Consider the following 17777-nt stretch of genomic DNA (forward strand, 5'->3'; position numbering starts at 1 on the left):
ACCGTTGACGCGTCTTTAGCGACATCCGGTGTTGCAGTTTCCGTCGCATTCGTCCGGAACCGGCTTCTGGCAGGCAGCGCAGCGCCACGGCTCTTTCCCGGTCGGTTCGAGGAATTCATCGTCTTTTTCGGGCATAACATCTCCTCGGTTATAAGTTCGCCGCCTAGCATTCATAACGCCACGGCTTGCAGTGTGAATTAGAAACGGCTTCTAGATTATGCTTTCGCGCTTCGGGTACACGTTTTTATTTCGAGCGATTGCAGCGTCACTCAATCGGCAGAAGCGCGCGATCTGCGACGCCAAGGGCCTCAAAGGCCACGCCCTCCAAGGGGTACTGCCTAACCGAATTCGAAAACCGATTTCTTCGACTTGCCACGCGCTAATCGCATCGGGCTGCCAGAGTCGCATCGTGCATTACAAGAGACTTCGTTCAGCCTTGCGAGTGATACTCGGCCAATTCGGCGAGTGCGCGACCTACGTTGGCGCACATTCCTTGCGTGCCCTCAATGGAGTCCTTCAGTGAGACGATCAGCGCAACCACTTCTTGGGCGCGTGCCGACTCGGTTCCCAATAGTTCGCACGCCTGCCGGTCAAGTTCATCGATTGTTAGATAAATCCTGTTCAGCATTGCAATCGGCTCAACTACAGACCGCGCCATTTCCCCCAGTGTTTCAACATGCTCAGGAATAGCCATCGATGTTCCTTTCGTATCATGGCCAGCACTGCGAATCGAATTTATTTCTGTGATTCCCAAAGGCTGTGGGGATGCTTTGCGGTTCGCTCGCGGTATCCGGCCCGGTCGGCGAATCACGCGTGCGGCAGCGCCACACGCCGCTGGGTCGGCGCTGCCGCGAAATGACGTGGTGTGCCTGTCAGGCGTTGTGCGGTGACAGCGGGACTAAGGGTTCGGTCTTGGATGAGATATTGAAGACCTGACAACTAGCTGGAGTGATGGATGGCCGCGTCCTGCAAGTTCATCGCAAACTGCATGCACGCTCCCTTGGCCATCTCGATCGACTCATCCACGCTGTGTGCGCTGGCCGCGCTCGAGTTTCCTCGAATGCTGTTGCCTCCCAGGACCTCGAGGGCCTGGTCGCGCAGTACCACGATCTGTGTGGCTGCCTCGGTCAGGAGGTTGAGCGCACCCTGCACAGAGGTAGCCAGTCCGGCCAACTTCGCAGCTTCGTCGGGAATCGCCACTGGTCGTTCCTTTCGCTGGTTGCCCCGCCCGCGTCGGCCGGGATGCGCTTGCCAGGCACCGGGGTCGTGGAAGGGGCAAGCCGCGTGCGTTTCCGCGGCTTGCCCCTTCCACGACCCCGGTGCAGGCTGCGGCATCCCAGTCGTCGCGGGCAGCGGCACCAGCGAAGACGATCACCTCCGCTGCAGGGCTCCTGGTCCCGGTCCTCTTCACCCGCGCCGATCCGCCGCAGGCGCCCTTGTTGTTGAGGTCGTCGACGCCGAGACGCCGCCGCTTCTAGTTCGGCACGAGCTGGTCCGCTGGCGAACGTCAGTGTCGCCGTCATAAGGGTTTTCGGCTGGTTACGCCGACTCGATCGTCTTGATGTCGCGTTCGGCATGCCCGATGGCCTCCCGGCCATTGCGGCGTCTATCGGCCCGCTCGACGGGTTGAGGCTGGCGCGGGCAGAACATCCTCCAGCTTCTCGATGCCCCACGGGGTCGCTTCCCAGGCAGGAAGGGTGGTGTAGTGGTAGATCTTGCCGAATCGGGTGTTCACCAGTTCGCCGAGGTCGGGATGCTGGTCAAGGACCGCGGTGTGCAGTGCGTCCATGAGGCCGTGGGCGTCGCTGCCGAACCAGCCGTGGTACCCGCAGCAGTGGTAGTTGTAGTAGGCCAGCGCCCGGAGCACGACGATCGGCTCGAGGACGGTGTCGGTCGTGCGCCACCGGTAGCGCGGCGCGGCAGCATCGAGGCCGGAGCCGTGGTTGGCCGCCGTGTGGTTCTGTTGCCACAGCTTCTTCCCCAGACCGCTGAGTTTCTTCGGGTCGAGGTCCGGCGCGACAACTCCGTATTGGACCAGGGCGTGGACAAGGACATCGATGTGACCGGTGGACACGAGCTGAGCAGACATGCGAAAGCCTTCCAGAGTAGGGAAAAACGACCGAAGCGGCGACACACTGACCGGGTCACCCGTCCTGGACGAACATCCTGGTTTCCGAACGCCGGGGTTCAGCCCGTCAGGGAGGGCACGCCCGTGGCAGCGGGTCGTTGTTGCTCAGACAGGGGCGAATCGGAGTGCGTCGGGACCCGGGATGCGGATGTCGGGGCGAGCTCGGGTCGCGCCCGCACCGGGGAAAGGGGTCAAGCCGGCGCTTTCCCGGCTTGACCCCGGCCCGGAGCGGGCGCACCGTGCGCGCGCCCCGACCGGACGGGCAGGCGTCGCCTTTCCCGCCGAACTCGATTACCCGTCGGCAGGTCTGACGGTGCTGGTCTCGTCGGGGAACCCAGCGAGCCGGTTAAACTCCGTGGCGTCCGACGGCAACGCGGTCTCTTCGGTAGTCGTATCGCGGGTGACGGGCGAATCAGGTGGAGCGGAGGCGCGCGTCTCGTAATGTCGTCGAGCCCCAAGGAAGGTTCTCCCAGGCGGGCAGCGTGCGGTAGCGGCGGATCTCGCCGAAGGAGACGGTCGCCGTCCCATCAAGATCTGGGTGCTGCGCGAGGATCGCAGCGTGAAGCGACTCCATGAGCGCGTGCGCTTCGCTGCCTGTCCACTCTGGATGGTCACGGGATTGGTAGTCGTAGACGAACACGGCCTTGAGTACGGCGATGGGATCGAGGGGTTTCGTGGTGGCCTGCCGCGTGTAGCGCGGTGTGGCGCTGTCGTCGCCGGAGAGGTGGTGGACGGAGGTGTGGTTTTCCTGCCACAGCATCTGCCCCAGATCACGCAGTGCGTCGGCTCCGAGGTCGGAGGGGACGACTCCATACTGGGTCAGGGCGTGGACGAGAACGTCGATGTGTCCACTGGAGACGATCAGTGCGGACATGCGAAGTCCCTTTCTGGACAGGGGACGCTGAAGGGTTGGCAACGTCATGGGGTACGACCGGGCGAGCGCGTGGTGAGTTGCCGGGACGGGGACGCGGGACACGTCGTGCCTCGTCCGTCCGTCTGGGCCACGTGGCTATCTGGATCTGAGCGGCGTTCCCGGGCACGTGTTGCTCCCCGGGCCGACGTGGCCGCAAGAGGTCGGTGTCGTCGGGCTAGTCGTCGTCGACGGCGAGGGATTCGGCGGTCTGCGCCGCCCAGGTTCGGATCAGGTCGGCGGCGGCGGGGGACGCGGTCGCCGCGATGGCATTTTGCCGATCCAGCCACGGGTCGGTTCCGGTGTAGCGCAGCATCGGGTCGTCCGGGTCGATTTCGTAGCGAACGACCTTCGCCACCTCGACACCGTCGACGAACAGCACCTCACGCGGGCCTCCGTCACCGTCGTAGGCGATGACGCACTCAACCAGCACGGTGATCACCCACTGCGCCCAGCTCGGGCTCGGACCCGGAGACCAGGACGTGGGCGAGGGCGGGGATGAGCACCCGCACCACCGTCGCCGGGTCGTCGTGCCAGATCGTTTCCGCGATGGAGATCTGGCACGTGTGGTGGTCGATGACGGTGGTGGTAGCTGGGGTGACCCGGTAGGCGTGGTTGCCGAGTTGGTCGATCAGGTTCCCGGCGAGATCGGCCGGGTCGCCGGCTGGTGCGGGAGTGGCCTGGGGTGGGATGTCGCCGTCGGCGGGCTTGGTCTGGGCGAAGTCCCAGCGGTAGGAGACCCGGAATTCGCTGGGGCCGCGCCATCCCGGCTTGTCGTGGGGCCGCACGACCCGCAGGCCCTGCGGGGTGGTGACGCGCCCGCGGCGTGCCCATCCGGCCTCGGTGTCCACGTCGCGTAGCAAGATTTGCTGCTCTCCGGCCTGAACGAGCAGGGTGACCTGGTTGTGCAGGCTCAGCTTCTGCACACTGGGCGCCGCGGCCAGCAACTCGTCAGCGACGACGTTGGCCGGGTCGGACTCGGCGAGCGCGGCGAGCGCGAGCCAGGTGCGGTCAGCGAGCAGCCGCGCCTGGGGGTGCCGCCGGGCACGGTCACGCGCCGCGGGGCTTGTTCTTGGAGACATGGGGATCCGTTCACTCGGTTCCGGCGGGTTGGTGCCGTGGCCGGCGGGTGAGCACGCAGAGGCACACGGTCGACGTGCTGTGCCGCCCCACGCACGGACGGGGCATGGGCTGCCGGGAGGTGGTGCGTTTCTGCGTTGGTGGCCGGTGCATCGACGGGCTACCGGTGATCGCATCGCGCGGAGTCCCAGGTGGATTGACGATGCCGGGGACATCCCGGGCGGTCGTGGATGGCGTAATGCTCGACCCCGCAGAGTGTCGAACCCAGCGAGCCGTCGACCGGGTCGAAGGTGGTGAGTTGGACATCGCATTTGATACGCGGCAAGGGATGCTCGGAATCGCTCATCTCAACTCGCATTGCTTGCGGTGTAAGGGAAAGGGGCGGCCTGAGGGAGCATCAGGGGGCCGGTGATATCGCGCGGGCGCTCATGAGGTGGTTGGGAAACCCGTGGGTCCGGCGTGGAGTTCGGTGATGCGCTCGGCCACAAGCTGGGTGTCCCCGGCGCCGCGGGTCGTCGAGGTGGCTGAGGGCGGCGAGGCCGACAGATGCCATCGCGGCCGCTCCGATAGCGGTGAAGACGACGGCGAGGCCGGTGGTTGCTCGCCTGCCGCAAAACTTCTCGCGCCGGGCGGGCGGCATGGTCGGTGCCAGGCATAGCGGTGGGTGAGGTTGGAGACGCGTCGTGAGGGCGGGGTGTCCGGCGGGTCATGCCCCAGCCGGACACCTGAGCGTGGTTCAGGCGAGCCCGCGCCTCCTCATCTCGTGAAGGAACCTGTCCATCCAGTCGCGGAAGTCCTCGTTCAGCGGTGCGGGGCCACCGTCCTCTGCTACGCCGGTGATCACGCACTGGCCGTGGACGTCCGGAGTGTGGTCGGGGGAGCTCAGCTGTGTGCGGGCGTGGTCGCGATCGTGTTCGTCGGCCGCGTAGTTGCCGTCGCGGACATCGCTGAGAAGCCGGTGCAGGAAGTAGGTCGAGTCGTCGCTATGCGGTGCGGTGGCGCGGCTGTTGTGTCCGACCCAGACCTGGACGCCGTGAAGGAGCCACCGCCGGGCGACGAGAGGATCGCCGATCAGTGCTGCGATGTCCGACACGGGTTCTGCGGAGCTGAGCTGGCGCCAGCCTCCGCCTGTCTCGTGCAGCATGACGGCGACGATGTGCCCATCGTCGGCCTGTGGCCACCGGGGGCCGGAGGTATCGGAGCTGGCGCTCCAGCTGCCGTCGGTGGTGATGGTGGTGATGAAGTTGTCGATTTCCGCGATGAGATCGCGTTCGGGTTGCTCGGTCATCTGCTGTCCTTACGTGTGATCTCGGGCCAGGCGGGATTGGCTGGATCTGGTGTGCTCCAGAAAGACCGGAGTGGTGTCGCGCTCAGGCGGGGCGCTGGCGTGCGGTTGCTCCGCCGGTGCGCGGCACCATCGGCATCTCTCTCCTGCTCGGGAGTCCTGTTGCTGGGAGGGCTGCAAGGGCCACAGAGCTGGTGGGTGTGTCGATCTAGGGTTTCTTTCTTCGGGTTACGCGCGATCCCGAGGGATCGACTTCCAGGGCTGGGCGAAGGGTGTTGGTGAACCACCGCTCGCCTTCGCCGATGTTGGTCACGCCCGCATCGCTCATTTCGGCGAGTAGGGAGCACAGATTCCACGGGCTGAGCTGGCCCACGTACCAGGTGATCAGTCCGGCAAGCCGTCCGGCTTCGATGTGCGCGCGGTAGGAGCAGCAGGCACCCCACAGCGGGTGTAACGGCGAGTTGGCGACGTTGACGACGTCGTTCTCGATCGCTTCGAGGATTTCCTCGTGCCGGTCGGACGGCCCGGGTTTGGAGGTGCTGCGAAACCGCCGTGTGCGGGTCCCGATGTGCAGGAGTCGGCGCAGCTCATGAGCCGCTCGTTGGCCCGGAGTCATGCGCCCGCGAGCCGCCTCGGCGCGCTGCACCCGCCTGGTCGCGGCGGCAAGCTCGTCGAGCGCGGCCTGCGGGCTGTCGCCGATTTCCACCCGCGTGCTGTCTGGGCTGATGGCCCGCCACCGGCCCGGAAGTGTGCCAAGTACCAAGGTTGCGACGAACAGGTCCGCCACGATGACCCGCCACGTGCGATCGCTGGTCGCCGCGACCGTGGCGAGGGTGCCGTCGTAGAGCACTGCTCCGGGTTCTCTCGAAGATTTAGCGTTCATGCTGGTGCCGTTTCCCGAATAAGACGGCCAGTTCGGCCAGTCCAACCTCACGATCTCGAGGTTGGACTGGGTTGGGTGGAAAGACGCCAGGTGACTTCGGCCATGGAGCTGGTGATCTGCGTGCCGAACATCAGGCCGTGCACCCGGGCGCGGTCTGATCGGCTTCGCGCAGATCACCAGCACTGGCGGACCGCCGGGGAGTTTCAGTCACCAACGAAGCTCGCAGACGCGTGCGGCGCGGCCAGACGTCCAGGGCCGCACAGGGCACTTGATGATCGTTGGCGGTGCGTCAGCTGCTCTGGGCGAGTGGTGTGGGATAGGCGCACACGTACAGGTAGCCGTTGGAGGCCTTGGTGTTGGCTTTGACGGTGATGTCCCGGTCGGCGACGAGAATGAACTCACCGGCCCGTTTACTGGACATTTCCCCGGTGGACAGCAGGCTGGTCGCGCGGTCGGTCCACCGCGTGTTGATGTCGAGGTTGAGGTTCGCCAGCAGTTCGTCGACGTCGCGCTTTGGTCCGAACGCCGTTTGCCGGTCGGGGAGCAGGTCGATGCCGCCAGTTTCGGTGATGACGGCACGAGCGCCCCAGGCGGCGCGGACCAAGCGTCGCTCGTCGGGAAGTCCGGCGTCGTAGCCGTAGTGAAGGGATCGTTCGCCCAGTTCTTCGTTGATCATCCGACGACCGACGTTCACCCCGGATGGCCACATCCACGAGCTGCCGTCGACGTACATCCGGAGCACGGCCTGCCGGAGCACATCGACGGGCAGTCCCGGCATCAGGACATCGACGTCGCGTGGCGCGACGCCCCCGCCTGCGGTGAGGGTCAGGACATAGCCGAATCGGCCGTTTTCGTCCAGGTTCGATGCGCGCCGCACCCGCGCCTGCTCCAGCGGGGCTTCGCCGACGACTTCCTTGAAATAGGCGCGCATCGCCTCGCCGGCGCGTTCCTCGAGAGCGTCGGGGATCGCTTCGCTGCCGGGATTGATGATCGAGACTGTCTCGTCCCTCGGCTGGTCTTCGGGGGTCGGCATTCCAGGTGTCTCCTTCGTGTGTGAGGGCAGGTGTGTTGCAGATCGGGATGTCGCCGGTCTCGTGTGGTTGTCCGCCGCGATTCCGGTGTTCCGGGTGCTGTGCTCGTGGTGGTGTGTGGCAGGGCGTCACCGGCGGCGGCGTGCGAGGAAGGCGTGGGCGCGGAAGCGTCGTGCGGTCATTGCTTCTTCGGTCGGGCTTTCCTCGTCGCCGTTGACCGGGTACCAGGCGCCGTGCGGGATGAGGGCGTAGCGGCCGTGCTCATCAGGCCTGAACTGGTCGGGGGTGTAGTCGGGGAAGTCCGCGTAGACGTTGGGTTCGATGACGGTGATGGTGTCGCCGTCGCGGTAGGCGAGCGCCATCTCGTGGTTGGCGCGGTAGCCGCGGTTGATGATCGCGATGACGATGTCGGCGACTTCGGTCCGGAACCGGGGGCCGTCGTGGTAGGTGAACCAGGCGGGCAGCGGCTGGTCGTCGGATCCTTCGAGCCATATCAGGACCTCGCGGTCGCCGGTGGTGCGCCGCTCGGGATGGGCGAGCAGGGCGGCTTCGGTCTCGGCGCGACCGGCGATCAGGTCCCGGGCGCGGAGGAATTGTTCAGCTTGCACGGGGGTGGAGAAGTCGTGCAGAAAGGGGTCGGTCGGGTCGTCGTGGACGGAGCGGGCGAACCAGGCGTTCTCGCGGCCGCCAGCTGGAACGTAGGGGCGTGCCCACGGTCCGGGCCAGGTGTGTCCGATCAGGGTGCCGGTGGGGGTTGTGACGGCGTAGTGCTCGGCGGGAAGGTCCATGGTGTCCTCCAGGGATGCTGGCTTTGTGGTGTGGCGTCAGGCATCCGGGGTGGTGGGTGTGGTCCCGGGCGGTGGCCAGGTGCTGGGCGCGCTCGGCGTCGAGGTGTTCCAGATCGGCGAGCACGGTGCGGGCCGGAGCAGGAGCGCAGCGACGTCGGTGGGCACGGTCACGGTGCCCGGCAGTGTCTGCTCCGGCCAGGCACCCCGACTGTGTCAGCCCAGCCGGAAGATGGTCACGTCCACGGCCTCGGCTCCGAGTTGGCGCGCGATGGCTTCAGCGATGAATAGCGCATGCTGTTCGGCGACGGTCTCGAGTACCTCGGTGAACCAGTCGCGGAAGTTCTCGTCCAGCGGTGCCGCGCCTCCGTCGTCGGCGACTCCGGTGACCAGGCACGGACCGTGGATGACGGGGCCGCCACCGGGGGCGGCCATCAGCGCGCGGGCGTTGTCACGATCGGCGTCACTGGCGATGTAGTGACCGTCGCGTACAGCGGCGAGCAGATAGCGCAGGAGTTTGGTGGCGCCCTCGTTGACCGGCAGCGCCGAGACGCTGTTGCGCCCGATCCAGAACTGCACCCCGCTCAGGTGGCGGTGAGAGCGAACTCCGGGATCACCGGTCAACTTCGCGATGTCCGGGGCGGGGTCGGTCGCGCTGAGCTGGGGGAAGGCGGGTCCGGTGATGCCGAGCTCGACGGCGATCATGTGGCCATTGTCGGCCTTCGCCCAGGACGGTATGTGATTGTCGGGGGCGGCCGTCCAGGTGGCGGCATCGTGGGTGAGGTCGTCGATTGCGGTGATGATGTCTCGATCGGTGTGCTCGGGCATGTGCTGTCCCTCCGTGGATCCCGGACGAGGCGGAAATCGGCGTAGCCTGCTGTGCCCCAAGGGATCCCGGTCTGGTGTTGCGTTCCGGGTGGGGCGCTGGCCGCTCGGCCGGCGGAGGTGGCGGTGTCAAACCGTCCGGTGACGGGCCGTTGCCCGACCGGAGGGAGGGCAGCTGCGGCCCGTCCGGGCGGTTTGACACCGACGCTGACGTCGGCCAGCGTGCGCCCGCACCACCCGGTTCGCGACACCAGCGACCGCTCGCTCGACGCGAAATGTGTTGCCAACTTGCAAAAGCCCGCGTCGCTGCGCGAGCAGGGAGAGCGGGTGACGACGGAACAGGAAGCACCCCGTGGCCGAGTCGGCACAGGTGCCTGCGATCTGTCTCGGAACGTGGGGAGGAACAGGGGCGGCAGTACGGTGGTTTGCCGGATCATGCGGCGCTGTCAGAGACGGCGCGGGCGGGCCGGAAAGACTCCGGCGCGCCCACACTCCATGAGGTTAGAACGGCGGCTTGACGCCGCTGAACCCGCTGGCGAGAGGTGTGAACGTGCCCCAGGGACTCAGTACCGGCACGCGCGCGGCCAGCCGGGCAAGGACATCACCGTGGCAGGCGCGCGGAGCGCACCAGCATCCGAGTATCCGCCCGGTCAGTTCGCCGAGCGCGGCCATGAGATGCGGCTGGTCACGCAGCCACTCCTCGTAGAGGTCGATGACCTCCTCGCGGGTGCCGTCGACGCCAATCCTGAACGGATTGCCCCACTTCGAATCCCGCCCGCGTCCGATGTAGACATCGAAGCGAGCGCGCTTGCAGTGGACTACCAGCGGATGTGCCAAATGCCGTGCTCCTCACCGGTGTCTCGACTTCTCTCCTGCCCTGCGAAATATCGCGTGGCAGGTTCGGCCGAGGGGTTGTTGATCTGCGTGGGGGGCATCAGGCCGTGGCCGTGCCCGAAGGGTCGGCAGCGGTCTGATTGGCTTCACGCAGATCAACAACCCGGGCGTGACCGCACAGCGGCCATACGTGTGACGGTCTCGACTGACTGAACGGTGGGGGAACTCTGCTGCTAGTGACGCCGGCCGGACACGGTTCGCCACGCCGCGTTCGCCATACGCAGGATCGGGAGCGTCGCGAACTTCTCCCGGAATTCGGGCTTGGCCCGCGCCGCATCCGAGTCGTACACGGTGAGGATCGCGTTCGCCGTCTGCGGATCGACGACCACTCCCTCGATCTTGCGCATCGAGAACTTGTCTCTCACTTCACGCAGGATCGTGATCTTGTCCGGCTCGGACTCCGTGGCCTCAGGCAGACTGTCCGCCAGATCGGCCATGTCCGCGTACGACAGCCAGTCCTCGGTATCCCGGCACGGCCAGCAGGTGACGGCCCGGGGATCGCCGGTCAGTTTCGGTTCGGCTGTTCTGCTTGCGCAAGCGGTATTTCCGGGGCTCACTGGGGAGTCGAAGTGGATCCTGACGCCGGTGGCGAAGTTCGCTTCGGTCCACCCCTGCTGGAAGTGGTAGAAGATGTCCTCCGCTCCTGTGCCGACTTTCGTGTTCTTGATCGCCTCACGCACGGTGGCGTTGAGTGTGGCCATGCTGGGCTCGCCCGCGAGGAAGGCCTTCCGGCCCACCTCCACGAAATCCGTGGGCACGTCGGTCATTCCGTCACCTCCTGTCGAGGATGAACTTCCAGCAGGGCCAGCAGGGCGGCGAACAGGGTGAACGCTTCGCCGACGTCCTCGGTGGCCATCCACTGCGAGCACTCGATGTGCTCCGTGCGGACCTCGGCGTCGATCGGGCTGTACCCGACCGGGGCGATCGAGAGGGCCGCTGTTCCCCAACGGGCGCGGAAATAGAACTGACGCTCGTCATCCAGTTCTCCCTCGATCTGGAGTGGCGCGGCGTCGCAGGTGACCCGCGCGCTGGCGATCCGCGGGTCGCTGGTCAGCCGGCTGACGAGTACGGCGCGGGCGGCGAGGGTGCCCGGTCCGTACATCCAGTCGTCGTCACGGTCCTCGGTGGTCATGGTGACGGGAGCCTCCTTTCTGAGGCATCGCGATGGTGGTCGGCGCGTTGAGGGCGGGCGAGGGCCGGGATAGGCGGTCGCACCGTGGCGTGGTGGTTTTCGTTGACCGCCTGTCCGTGGTGAGAAGCGGGCAATCGGTGACGCGCCGGCCGCGGACGTGGGCGGGCGCAGTTCAGCTCATCAGGCGGCCACAAAAGAGGAAGCTGCGGCAATGGCCGAGGACAACGGGTGCGGAAGATCGCGTGGTGGCGGGTCTTCCGTGCAGGACTAGGCAGGGATCGCGCAGGAACGCAACGGTGTCGATCCGGGCCCCTGGGGGAGAACATTGCGACCGAGGCGGCCGCAGGCGGCGCCCAACCCGGCGCAACTACACCAAGGAGTGTGTGAATCCCAGCGAATACAGTCAGCGTTCGGCCCGCTGGGCGGTGGCGCTACGCTGCGGCCCCCTGTGTCATTCGACGTCGCGCACCGCAACTGCCGAAGTGGCTTGCCGCGGCTGAGACGGGGCCGACGTTCAGCGTCCTGGCTGCCACGAGGTCACGTCGCAGTGTGAGGACGCGCAGCGAGCATCGCCGCGGCGGTCGTTACCAGCGCCGCCCCGTATCAGGGAGCAGCGAATCGAGAGGGAGGCGACGTGTGCCTCAGCTGAAGCTCTTCCACGCGGTGCCATCGTGTTCGCGGTCGAGTTTCAACACTTCCTCCCAGGTGAGCGCGAACTGGTGATAAGTCTTGTCCGGTTCGCCTGCCGCGACGTGCTCCAGCGCTCTCGTGGCCTGTACGCGGGCGCTCTTCGCTGCTTGCTCGGCGAACCACTCGACGATCTCGTCAGCGTCGGCGTCGTACACGATGATGCAGCCGACATCGGACGTGGACGAAAAGATTGCGAACTTGCCGTCGGGCTGCCGAATGATCTGCTGTCCCATCTTTTCCTCCTGAAAGTCGTGAATACCGAACTGGGTGAGGGCCGGCTGCTGCTCGATGCCGTGTGTCTACCAGGTGGTGCGGCTGAGGTGGGTGAGTAGCGCGTCTTTGCCGTGATGCTCTGGGACCGCAGGCCACTGCCTGCGGGGTATTGGGGGTGACGTCCATGATCGGGTCGTGGCGACTTGGGCGCCGTGTGCGGTGAGGCTGCGCTAGGTGTGGATCTTCGGCCGGGTGCGGAGGGCGGACACGCTGGAGGCTCCTCGATCGAGGTTCGTTGTGGCCAGCGGCAGGTCACAGATGGTGCTGCTCCAGCAGGGTGCTGATGACGTCCAGCGTGTCGTCGTCGGTCTCGATGGTGAGACCGAACGGGCACGGGATGCGTTTGGTGAGCGCGCTGGAGTCGACCTGGTTCTTTGCGACGGCGGCGATCGATAGGGACGCTTCTCCCCAATGGGCGCGGAAGAAGTACGGGCGCCTGTCGTGCAGGGTGCCTTCGATCCGCAGCGGTGCGACGTCGGAGGTGATCCGCGCGGTGGTGATCTGCGGGAGGGCGGTCAGGCGGTCGACGAGCGCGGCACGGGCAGCACGCGTGGCTCCGCCGTCAAGCCGGCCGGTGTGGGCCTTGGCGGTCATGGTGGCGTGATTCTCCTTTCGTGTCACGGAGGAAGGGCGGAGACGGCCTGTGGTGAGGGCACACCGTGACGTGCGGACACAGCCCATTCGGAGGCCAATGTCGGGCTCGCCGGGCGTCACGGGTCTGTGCGGCCCGGATCGCTTAAAAGCGCTGGGTTGTTCTCGACGCTGTCGTCCTCGCGGGGCGGGCGTCGCTAGCAATCCCCCCAGGGGCTCGCCGAGGTCGGCTTGGGTGCCGTCACCGGCGGTGACGTGCCGGACGGCGGGCGGGGGCTGGGAAGCAGAAGGCGCGCTGGTGTGGAGGAATGCTGGAGTTTTTCCAGCAGCGGCGGCACATTCGGCAGGGCTCGATGCCGATTTCGTGCAGCAGAGCCATCACCGAGTCGGCGGCGGACGCGGTGCGGTTGGATACCGCGATCACCTGCTCGATCCGTAGCTTCCAGCCGTTGCTGATCAGGCCGCAACTGGGCATGGATGGCGCGGCAAGTGTGGCGCGATGGATGCCGGGGTGCGGGCCGGGAGCGGTGAGGCCGAGGATCGTGTGGCCGGGACCGAAGTGCGCGGTGACCAAACGGCGCACCGCGGTGTCGTCGGCACCTGCGGGCAGTGTCAACGGTTCGGGGGCATTGGGCATAGCGCTCCTTCGAGAGATGTCGCGAAGGCTGGGTCGTCGCGTGGACAGCGGCAGTGGATTGCTGCTCGGCGATAGCCGGGGATGGCCGGGGGTGGGCGAGCAACTGCGGAGACGCCCCGATCAGGACGCAAGACGTGATGCACGGGTACGCGTCGCCGCCGTGGTCGGCGCTTCGACACAGCGGCGGGTCCCGTCGCGGAGCGGGTGACAGGCCGGTCCGGCCGAGGGGACGGTGAGGTCTCCTCGGCGGACCGTGGGTGGCGCGCTGAGTCAGAAGCTGAGAGGGCGGCTCTGCTGAAGCGCGATGACGAGGGAGACAGCGGCCTTCAGGTCGCCCTCCTTCGCCTTCGTGAACTCGCCGCGGCGATCTTCGATCCTGAAGTCACCGGCGCGGAAGGCGAACCCCTGCTCGGTCAAATCCGCTTTGCTCAGGCAGAACGTCAGCTTGAGGTCCGCGTCGTAGTCGTGGATCGACTGGTCGGCCTTCTTGTCGAACAGGTCGACGGAGCCCGAGATGACGGTGGTCTTGCCGTCCTCCCAGGTGATGGTCGCCCGTGCGGTGGTGCCCCTGGGGTTGCGTTTGATGTTGAGCTCCTTGACCACTTTGTAGAACTCCCCTCCCAGGCTCAGCTCGAGAGCGATGGCCCTGAGATGGTCGAAGTTCAAGGCGAACTTCCGGGAGAATTCGACGACCTCGGCGACCTGGTCGTCTGTGATCGCGGATACCTGGTCGTGCAGGTAGGCGGCGACCGTCTCGGGCTCGGGGTAGGTGAACTCCATGTGGTAGTGCAGGCGGCCGGGCCGGTTGAGCAGGAACTCGTTGACCCTGCTCAAGTCGTTGACCGACAGGAGGTACAGACGCTTGGCCGTGCTCAGTCCGTCGAAGAGCGACAGGAACTGGGTCTGTGAGTCCTCATCGCCGTCCTTGGCGAACACTTTCTCGAACTCGTCGAAGATGACCGCGACCTCACCTAGTTCGTCCAGAAAGGACGCCAGTCCCGAGGTGGCGTGCTGGACGAGGACCGTCGGCAGCCCGAGCTGCTCGCGCAGCCGCTCGGCGAGCATGCGAAGCATGAGCGACTTGCCCATACCCTTGTCGCCGGAGAGGATCGCGCCCAGGGACCGGTCCATCCTCGGGTAGCGGTCCACGATGAGGTCCACCCGCTCGGCGTGAGAACCGTAGATCTTCCCCTCGCCGGGGGAGAGGGGTGCGACTTTGCGGAGGCTGTGGCCGCCGGACAGTGGGTTGAAATCGATGGCGTAGGTCGCCACGGGCAACTGGTCGTGGTTGCGCACGGAGGCGCCGTAGAAGCGGAACTGGCCGTTGGACTCGACGATGGTGGAGGCAGGCATGGACGCTCGCTTTCACGGGGTCGGCGGGGGGTGAATTGCGCAACTGCGGGACCACCGGCAACCTGGGCTTTCCACGCCTAGGCCGGCAGTCGCCGGGCGGTTCGGCCGGGGCCGGTGGTCTGCGTGCCGGACATCAGGCCGTGGCCGGGGGTGCATCCGAGGTTCGGCCCGCGCTTTTCGGGCCAGAACCTCGGATGCACCCCCGGCTGAGGTCTGATCGGCTTCGCGCAGACCACCGGCCTCGGTGGACGCCGCCTGGGCTTCCCATCACCAGACCCCGCTCCTGGCAGATCCTGGGGAGGCCGAAGTCCAGCGGCCTCCCCAGGATCTGCGTGATCGTTCCCGGAAGGTCAGCTGTGCCCGGCGCGCGGGCCGGGTAGGCGCACACGAATAGGCAGCCGTCGAAACCCTGGTAAGTGCCTTTGACGTCCCGTGTCTTGGCGCTAAATGGCCGACGCCGACGGCGACGCGCTGAACGGTCTCGACGAGGAAGCCGGAGAACTGTGAACCGCCCCGTCGGCCGGGTGGCGGGTTAGGTGCCCGTCCTCCCCGCTCCGGCGGGTTCGGTGTCGAAACGAACCTGGACGTTGTCGCCGTCGACGGCCGTGGACTCGTCGAAGGTGTCGGTGCGCAGGTCGACCGCGATACTGGTGCTCTCTCCCCGGGCGCCGTAGAGGGCGTACATCCCGTCGTGAACGTCGTCGCCGAAGTCGATCTCTTCGATGGTGCCGTCACTAAAGAGGACTTCACCGACGCGATGCACGTAGTAACCCTGGTTGGTGTACTCGGTGACGAACACAACCCCGATCGCGGGCTGGCCGGGGGCGTCCTCGTCCAGGATTCTCCGGATGTGGTGCAGAACGCTGGCGCGGTGACGTCCATCGCTGAACGCGGTCAGGGCCGCGGTGAGTCGTTCGCGGGCGTGCTCGTCGAGCGCGGCGATGCTGTTGCTCGTGGTCTCCTCAGTGCTCAGGTCGACAGTGCCTCCACTGCCGGTGGGTACGTGGTTGTCCGGGGAGTGTGCCTGGTAGTACTCGGGGACTCGGTTGGCGATGCCGTTGTCACGTTGCGGTTCCCAGTCCAGGAGGTCCAGGGAAGAACCGGTGCCGAGTACGGTGGCCTCCCCGGCGGCAAGTTTCTTGCGGGCCCGCGCTTCGAGGGCGTTGCGGAGCGGGCCAAGGTCGGTGGGGTCGTGTGCGACGCCGAGGTCGCTGTGGGGGACGTTGACGTGATACAGGGTGGTCGTCTCGCGTTCGAACAGGACGGTCCAGTGGGTGCCGGGGGGCACGGGCCTGAAGGTGATCGTCACGGTGCTGTCCTTTCGAGCACTGGCACGGGGGCCTGACGGGTGTTATTGGTGCCATCGCTCGGGCGCGGGGACCCCGGCGCACATCGCGGTGTCGAGTGCCAGCCAGGCTTTGGCGAACTCGGTGGTGAGCTTGGCGGGGTCTTCCGCCCCGGAGGTGGCGTCGTCGGCCAGCCACCGGAGCTTCCGCAGCGCCTCGGCGGGTGTCATCGTGAGATCGGCGGCGTTGAGGCGTTCGTAGATGGTCCGGGCGGGCGTGCTGTCGCCGTCGAACTCGCTGGTGCGCAGGTCGACCGCGACGGTGAAGTGCTTGTCCTGGAAGCCGTAGAGGGCGTGTAGCGCGTCGGCGGTCTCGTCTCCGAAGTCGGTCGGATCGATGGTGCCGTTGTCGAATAGGACTTCCGCTTCACGGTGGATGCGGTAGCCCTCGTCGTTCGGGTTGTAGGTGGAGAACAGGACGCCGATCGCGCGGTCGTTCTCGATGTCGAGGTGGTCGTACATCTCGATATTCGCGCCGATGGTCTCGCGGAGTGTGGTCAGGACCAGGGCCCGGTTGTTGTCATCGGCGACACTGGCGAGGGCGATCGTGATCCGGTCGCGGGTGGGATCGTCGAGGCCGGCGAGCGCGGCGATCGCGGTCTCCTCGGTGCCGAACACGGCACCGAGACCGGGCGCCGTTTCCACATCGATCTCGATCTCGTGGGTGTCGAAGATGACGCGGTCGGTGTGCCTGCGGTGTTCGCGGTAGCCGTCGATCACCTCGTCACGGGTCAAGCTGAAGAGAGGCCGCTGCGCGCCTGTGCAGCAGTCGATCGCGCACCGGGCGCCGTCCGGGCAGTGGATGTCGGCCCAGTCCGTCGCGATTCGCGCGTACAGGGCGCCGCGGGCGGCGTCCTCGTCGGCATGGATGGTGATGCTGCGGTCGTTGGGGCGCTCGTGGAACAACGTGGAGACGGTGAACCTCACGGGCGTGACTCCTCGGGAATCGGGGGACGGAAATGGGTGGGTGGCGCTGGCAGCCCGTGTCCAGCCGCCAGCGCGACGCGGCAATCCATGCCCCGGCTCGCCCTCACCGTCGCGGTCAGTGCCGAGACCGGACGGGTGGATGATCTCGGTGTCGTTCGGAACCAGGCGCAGTGGCACCGGCATGGTGAGCAGGACCGGGGTGGGCGGGTCGAACGCGCCGGTGATCTCGTGCCAGCCGGTGACGGTGTTCGGGTCGCCGTCCTCGCGCGGGCCGGTGCCGGGGCGAATGCCGATGGTGCCGGTGCGCAGGTCGATCCGGACCGCGGGTTCTCCCTGCACGCTCAGGATCACGACGCCGTGCTCGGTGGTGGGCACCGGGCCTGTGGTGATGGCGCCTGGTTTGCTGGTGTGCCAGGCCAGCGGGCCCTCCGGGAGCCTCGGCGGGCGTCCCCAGTTGTTCTTGCGGATCTTCCAGCAGTTCTCGTGCATGTAGTCCTCGTCGGCGTCGATCCCGAGGGTCTTCACGGCCGTGATCCGCCTGTGCTCTGGCCCGAACACCTCGCCACAGTCCCAACAGTGGGCCACGTAGGGCAGCTCGCCGAAGTCAAGGATCTCGACTGCGTAGACGCCGTCGTAGACCTCCGACAGCGCACCCTCGGGCGCTTCGACACTGCCGGGGGACGGAAAGAGGGCTGGCGGGACACGCAGCAGCGCTTCCTCGGGCACGTAGCCGTAGACGAACGTGGCGAGGCGCTTGTCTTCGCGCAGGGTGTGCTCGGCCAGCCGGACACCGGGCCACCTCATCGCCCGCGCCGTGGCGGTGGCGTGGCGGTGCGCGACCTGGTCGAACTGGGAGTGTGCGTGTCCGGCGACGTGGACGATGATCACCCGCCCGAGGGTGGGGTGCTGGGCGGTGACGGTGTCGGCCACGTAGGCGGCGCGCCCAGGTTCCGGCATGGCCGTGACAGGGTCGAACTTGGTGGTGTCCATTCTGGAGACTCCACTTCT

General features: G+C 66.7%; 20 protein-coding genes. All 20 read right to left on the reverse strand.

What is annotated here, in order from left to right; all coding sequences use genetic code 11:
* Positions 1 to 430 precede the first annotated feature (430 nt).
* The 20 genes from NQK81_RS01410 to NQK81_RS01505 all read right to left on the reverse strand — a co-directional run bounded on the left by NQK81_RS01410 (position 431) and on the right by NQK81_RS01505 (position 17759).
* The gene (locus NQK81_RS01410) at positions 431 to 694 is read right to left on the reverse strand and encodes a hypothetical protein (protein WP_257486671.1); all 264 of its coding nucleotides are present in this window, start codon (positions 692 to 694) and stop codon (positions 431 to 433) included.
* Positions 695 to 939: 245 nt separating this feature from the next.
* A complete protein-coding gene (locus NQK81_RS01415; RefSeq protein WP_257486672.1) occupies positions 940 to 1200 on the reverse strand; it encodes a hypothetical protein in 261 nt (86 codons plus the stop codon).
* Positions 1201 to 1606: 406 nt separating this feature from the next.
* Complete coding sequence (locus NQK81_RS01420) at positions 1607 to 2089, reverse strand: hypothetical protein (RefSeq protein ID WP_257486673.1); 483 nt, start codon at positions 2087 to 2089, stop codon at positions 1607 to 1609.
* 451 nt (positions 2090 to 2540) lie between these two features.
* A complete protein-coding gene (locus NQK81_RS01425; protein WP_257486674.1) occupies positions 2541 to 3002 on the reverse strand; it encodes a hypothetical protein in 462 nt (153 codons plus the stop codon).
* Between the two features lie 214 nt (positions 3003 to 3216).
* Entirely contained in the window at positions 3217 to 3471 is a 255-nt protein-coding gene (locus tag NQK81_RS01430) for a hypothetical protein (protein ID WP_257486675.1), read from the reverse strand.
* Positions 3461 to 4120, reverse strand: a complete 660-nt coding sequence (locus tag NQK81_RS01435; RefSeq protein ID WP_257486676.1) for a hypothetical protein — start codon at positions 4118 to 4120, stop codon at positions 3461 to 3463. The genes NQK81_RS01430 and NQK81_RS01435 overlap by 11 nt, the downstream gene beginning before the upstream one ends.
* Positions 4121 to 4854: 734 nt before the next feature.
* A complete protein-coding gene (locus tag NQK81_RS01440; RefSeq protein WP_257486677.1) occupies positions 4855 to 5406 on the reverse strand; it encodes a hypothetical protein in 552 nt (183 codons plus the stop codon).
* Between the two features lie 205 nt (positions 5407 to 5611).
* Positions 5612 to 6253, reverse strand: coding sequence for a hypothetical protein (locus tag NQK81_RS01445; protein WP_257486678.1), 642 nt, complete (start codon positions 6251 to 6253; stop codon positions 5612 to 5614).
* Between the two features lie 322 nt (positions 6254 to 6575).
* Positions 6576 to 7319, reverse strand: coding sequence for a hypothetical protein (locus NQK81_RS01450; protein WP_257486679.1), 744 nt, complete (start codon positions 7317 to 7319; stop codon positions 6576 to 6578).
* Between the two features lie 126 nt (positions 7320 to 7445).
* Entirely contained in the window at positions 7446 to 8105 is a 660-nt protein-coding gene (locus NQK81_RS01455; RefSeq protein ID WP_257486680.1) for a hypothetical protein, read from the reverse strand.
* Between the two features lie 213 nt (positions 8106 to 8318).
* Entirely contained in the window at positions 8319 to 8930 is a 612-nt protein-coding gene (locus tag NQK81_RS01460; RefSeq protein ID WP_257486681.1) for a hypothetical protein, read from the reverse strand.
* 498 nt (positions 8931 to 9428) lie between these two features.
* Positions 9429 to 9764, reverse strand: coding sequence for a DUF4326 domain-containing protein (locus NQK81_RS01465; RefSeq protein ID WP_257486682.1), 336 nt, complete (start codon positions 9762 to 9764; stop codon positions 9429 to 9431).
* Positions 9765 to 9994: 230 nt separating this feature from the next.
* Positions 9995 to 10588, reverse strand: coding sequence for a hypothetical protein (locus NQK81_RS01470; RefSeq protein ID WP_257486683.1), 594 nt, complete (start codon positions 10586 to 10588; stop codon positions 9995 to 9997).
* On the reverse strand, positions 10585 to 10953 hold the full coding sequence (locus NQK81_RS01475) for a hypothetical protein (protein WP_257486684.1): 369 nt from the start codon (positions 10951 to 10953) through the stop codon (positions 10585 to 10587). Before NQK81_RS01475 ends, NQK81_RS01470 begins: the two co-directional genes overlap by 4 nt.
* A gap of 641 nt (positions 10954 to 11594) precedes the next feature.
* Positions 11595 to 11876, reverse strand: coding sequence for a hypothetical protein (locus NQK81_RS01480; RefSeq protein ID WP_257486685.1), 282 nt, complete (start codon positions 11874 to 11876; stop codon positions 11595 to 11597).
* Positions 11877 to 12168: 292 nt separating this feature from the next.
* The gene (locus tag NQK81_RS01485; protein ID WP_257486686.1) at positions 12169 to 12510 is read right to left on the reverse strand and encodes a hypothetical protein; all 342 of its coding nucleotides are present in this window, start codon (positions 12508 to 12510) and stop codon (positions 12169 to 12171) included.
* Between the two features lie 238 nt (positions 12511 to 12748).
* Complete coding sequence (locus tag NQK81_RS01490) at positions 12749 to 13144, reverse strand: hypothetical protein (protein WP_257486687.1); 396 nt, start codon at positions 13142 to 13144, stop codon at positions 12749 to 12751.
* 270 nt (positions 13145 to 13414) lie between these two features.
* Positions 13415 to 14497, reverse strand: coding sequence for an AAA family ATPase (locus tag NQK81_RS01495; RefSeq protein WP_257486688.1), 1083 nt, complete (start codon positions 14495 to 14497; stop codon positions 13415 to 13417).
* Positions 14498 to 15029: 532 nt separating this feature from the next.
* Positions 15030 to 15806 carry a hypothetical protein gene (locus NQK81_RS01500; RefSeq protein WP_257486689.1) on the reverse strand — a complete coding sequence of 259 codons (777 nt, stop codon included), beginning with the start codon at positions 15804 to 15806 and terminating at the stop codon, positions 15030 to 15032.
* Between the two features lie 42 nt (positions 15807 to 15848).
* On the reverse strand, positions 15849 to 17759 hold the full coding sequence (locus NQK81_RS01505) for a hypothetical protein (RefSeq protein WP_257486690.1): 1911 nt from the start codon (positions 17757 to 17759) through the stop codon (positions 15849 to 15851).
* Positions 17760 to 17777: the final 18 nt, after the last annotated feature.

The organism is Amycolatopsis roodepoortensis, assembly GCF_024628825.1.
Taxonomy (GTDB): domain Bacteria; phylum Actinomycetota; class Actinomycetes; order Mycobacteriales; family Pseudonocardiaceae; genus Amycolatopsis; species Amycolatopsis roodepoortensis.

What these genes read in the sequence shown, in the direction of transcription:
- NQK81_RS01470 (WP_257486683.1), bottom strand. Translation starts at nt 10,588, where the DNA reads ATGACCGACGTGCCCACGGATTTCGTGGAGGTGGGCCGGAAGGCCTTC.
- NQK81_RS01495 (WP_257486688.1), bottom strand. Translation starts at nt 14,497, where the DNA reads ATGCCTGCCTCCACCATCGTCGAGTCCAACGGCCAGTTCCGCTTCTAC.
- NQK81_RS01460 (WP_257486681.1), bottom strand. Translation starts at nt 8,930, where the DNA reads ATGCCCGAGCACACCGATCGAGACATCATCACCGCAATCGACGACCTC.
- NQK81_RS01475 (WP_257486684.1), bottom strand. Translation starts at nt 10,953, where the DNA reads ATGACCACCGAGGACCGTGACGACGACTGGATGTACGGACCGGGCACC.
- NQK81_RS01440 (WP_257486677.1), bottom strand. Translation starts at nt 5,406, where the DNA reads ATGACCGAGCAACCCGAACGCGATCTCATCGCGGAAATCGACAACTTC.
- NQK81_RS01490 (WP_257486687.1), bottom strand. Translation starts at nt 13,144, where the DNA reads ATGCCCAATGCCCCCGAACCGTTGACACTGCCCGCAGGTGCCGACGAC.
- NQK81_RS01485 (WP_257486686.1), bottom strand. Translation starts at nt 12,510, where the DNA reads ATGACCGCCAAGGCCCACACCGGCCGGCTTGACGGCGGAGCCACGCGT.
- NQK81_RS01450 (WP_257486679.1), bottom strand. Translation starts at nt 7,319, where the DNA reads ATGCCGACCCCCGAAGACCAGCCGAGGGACGAGACAGTCTCGATCATC.
- NQK81_RS01480 (WP_257486685.1), bottom strand. Translation starts at nt 11,876, where the DNA reads ATGGGACAGCAGATCATTCGGCAGCCCGACGGCAAGTTCGCAATCTTT.
- NQK81_RS01435 (WP_257486676.1), bottom strand. Translation starts at nt 4,120, where the DNA reads ATGTCTCCAAGAACAAGCCCCGCGGCGCGTGACCGTGCCCGGCGGCAC.
- NQK81_RS01420 (WP_257486673.1), bottom strand. Translation starts at nt 2,089, where the DNA reads ATGTCTGCTCAGCTCGTGTCCACCGGTCACATCGATGTCCTTGTCCAC.
- NQK81_RS01455 (WP_257486680.1), bottom strand. Translation starts at nt 8,105, where the DNA reads ATGGACCTTCCCGCCGAGCACTACGCCGTCACAACCCCCACCGGCACC.
- NQK81_RS01410 (WP_257486671.1), bottom strand. Translation starts at nt 694, where the DNA reads ATGGCTATTCCTGAGCATGTTGAAACACTGGGGGAAATGGCGCGGTCT.
- NQK81_RS01425 (WP_257486674.1), bottom strand. Translation starts at nt 3,002, where the DNA reads ATGTCCGCACTGATCGTCTCCAGTGGACACATCGACGTTCTCGTCCAC.
- NQK81_RS01505 (WP_257486690.1), bottom strand. Translation starts at nt 17,759, where the DNA reads ATGGACACCACCAAGTTCGACCCTGTCACGGCCATGCCGGAACCTGGG.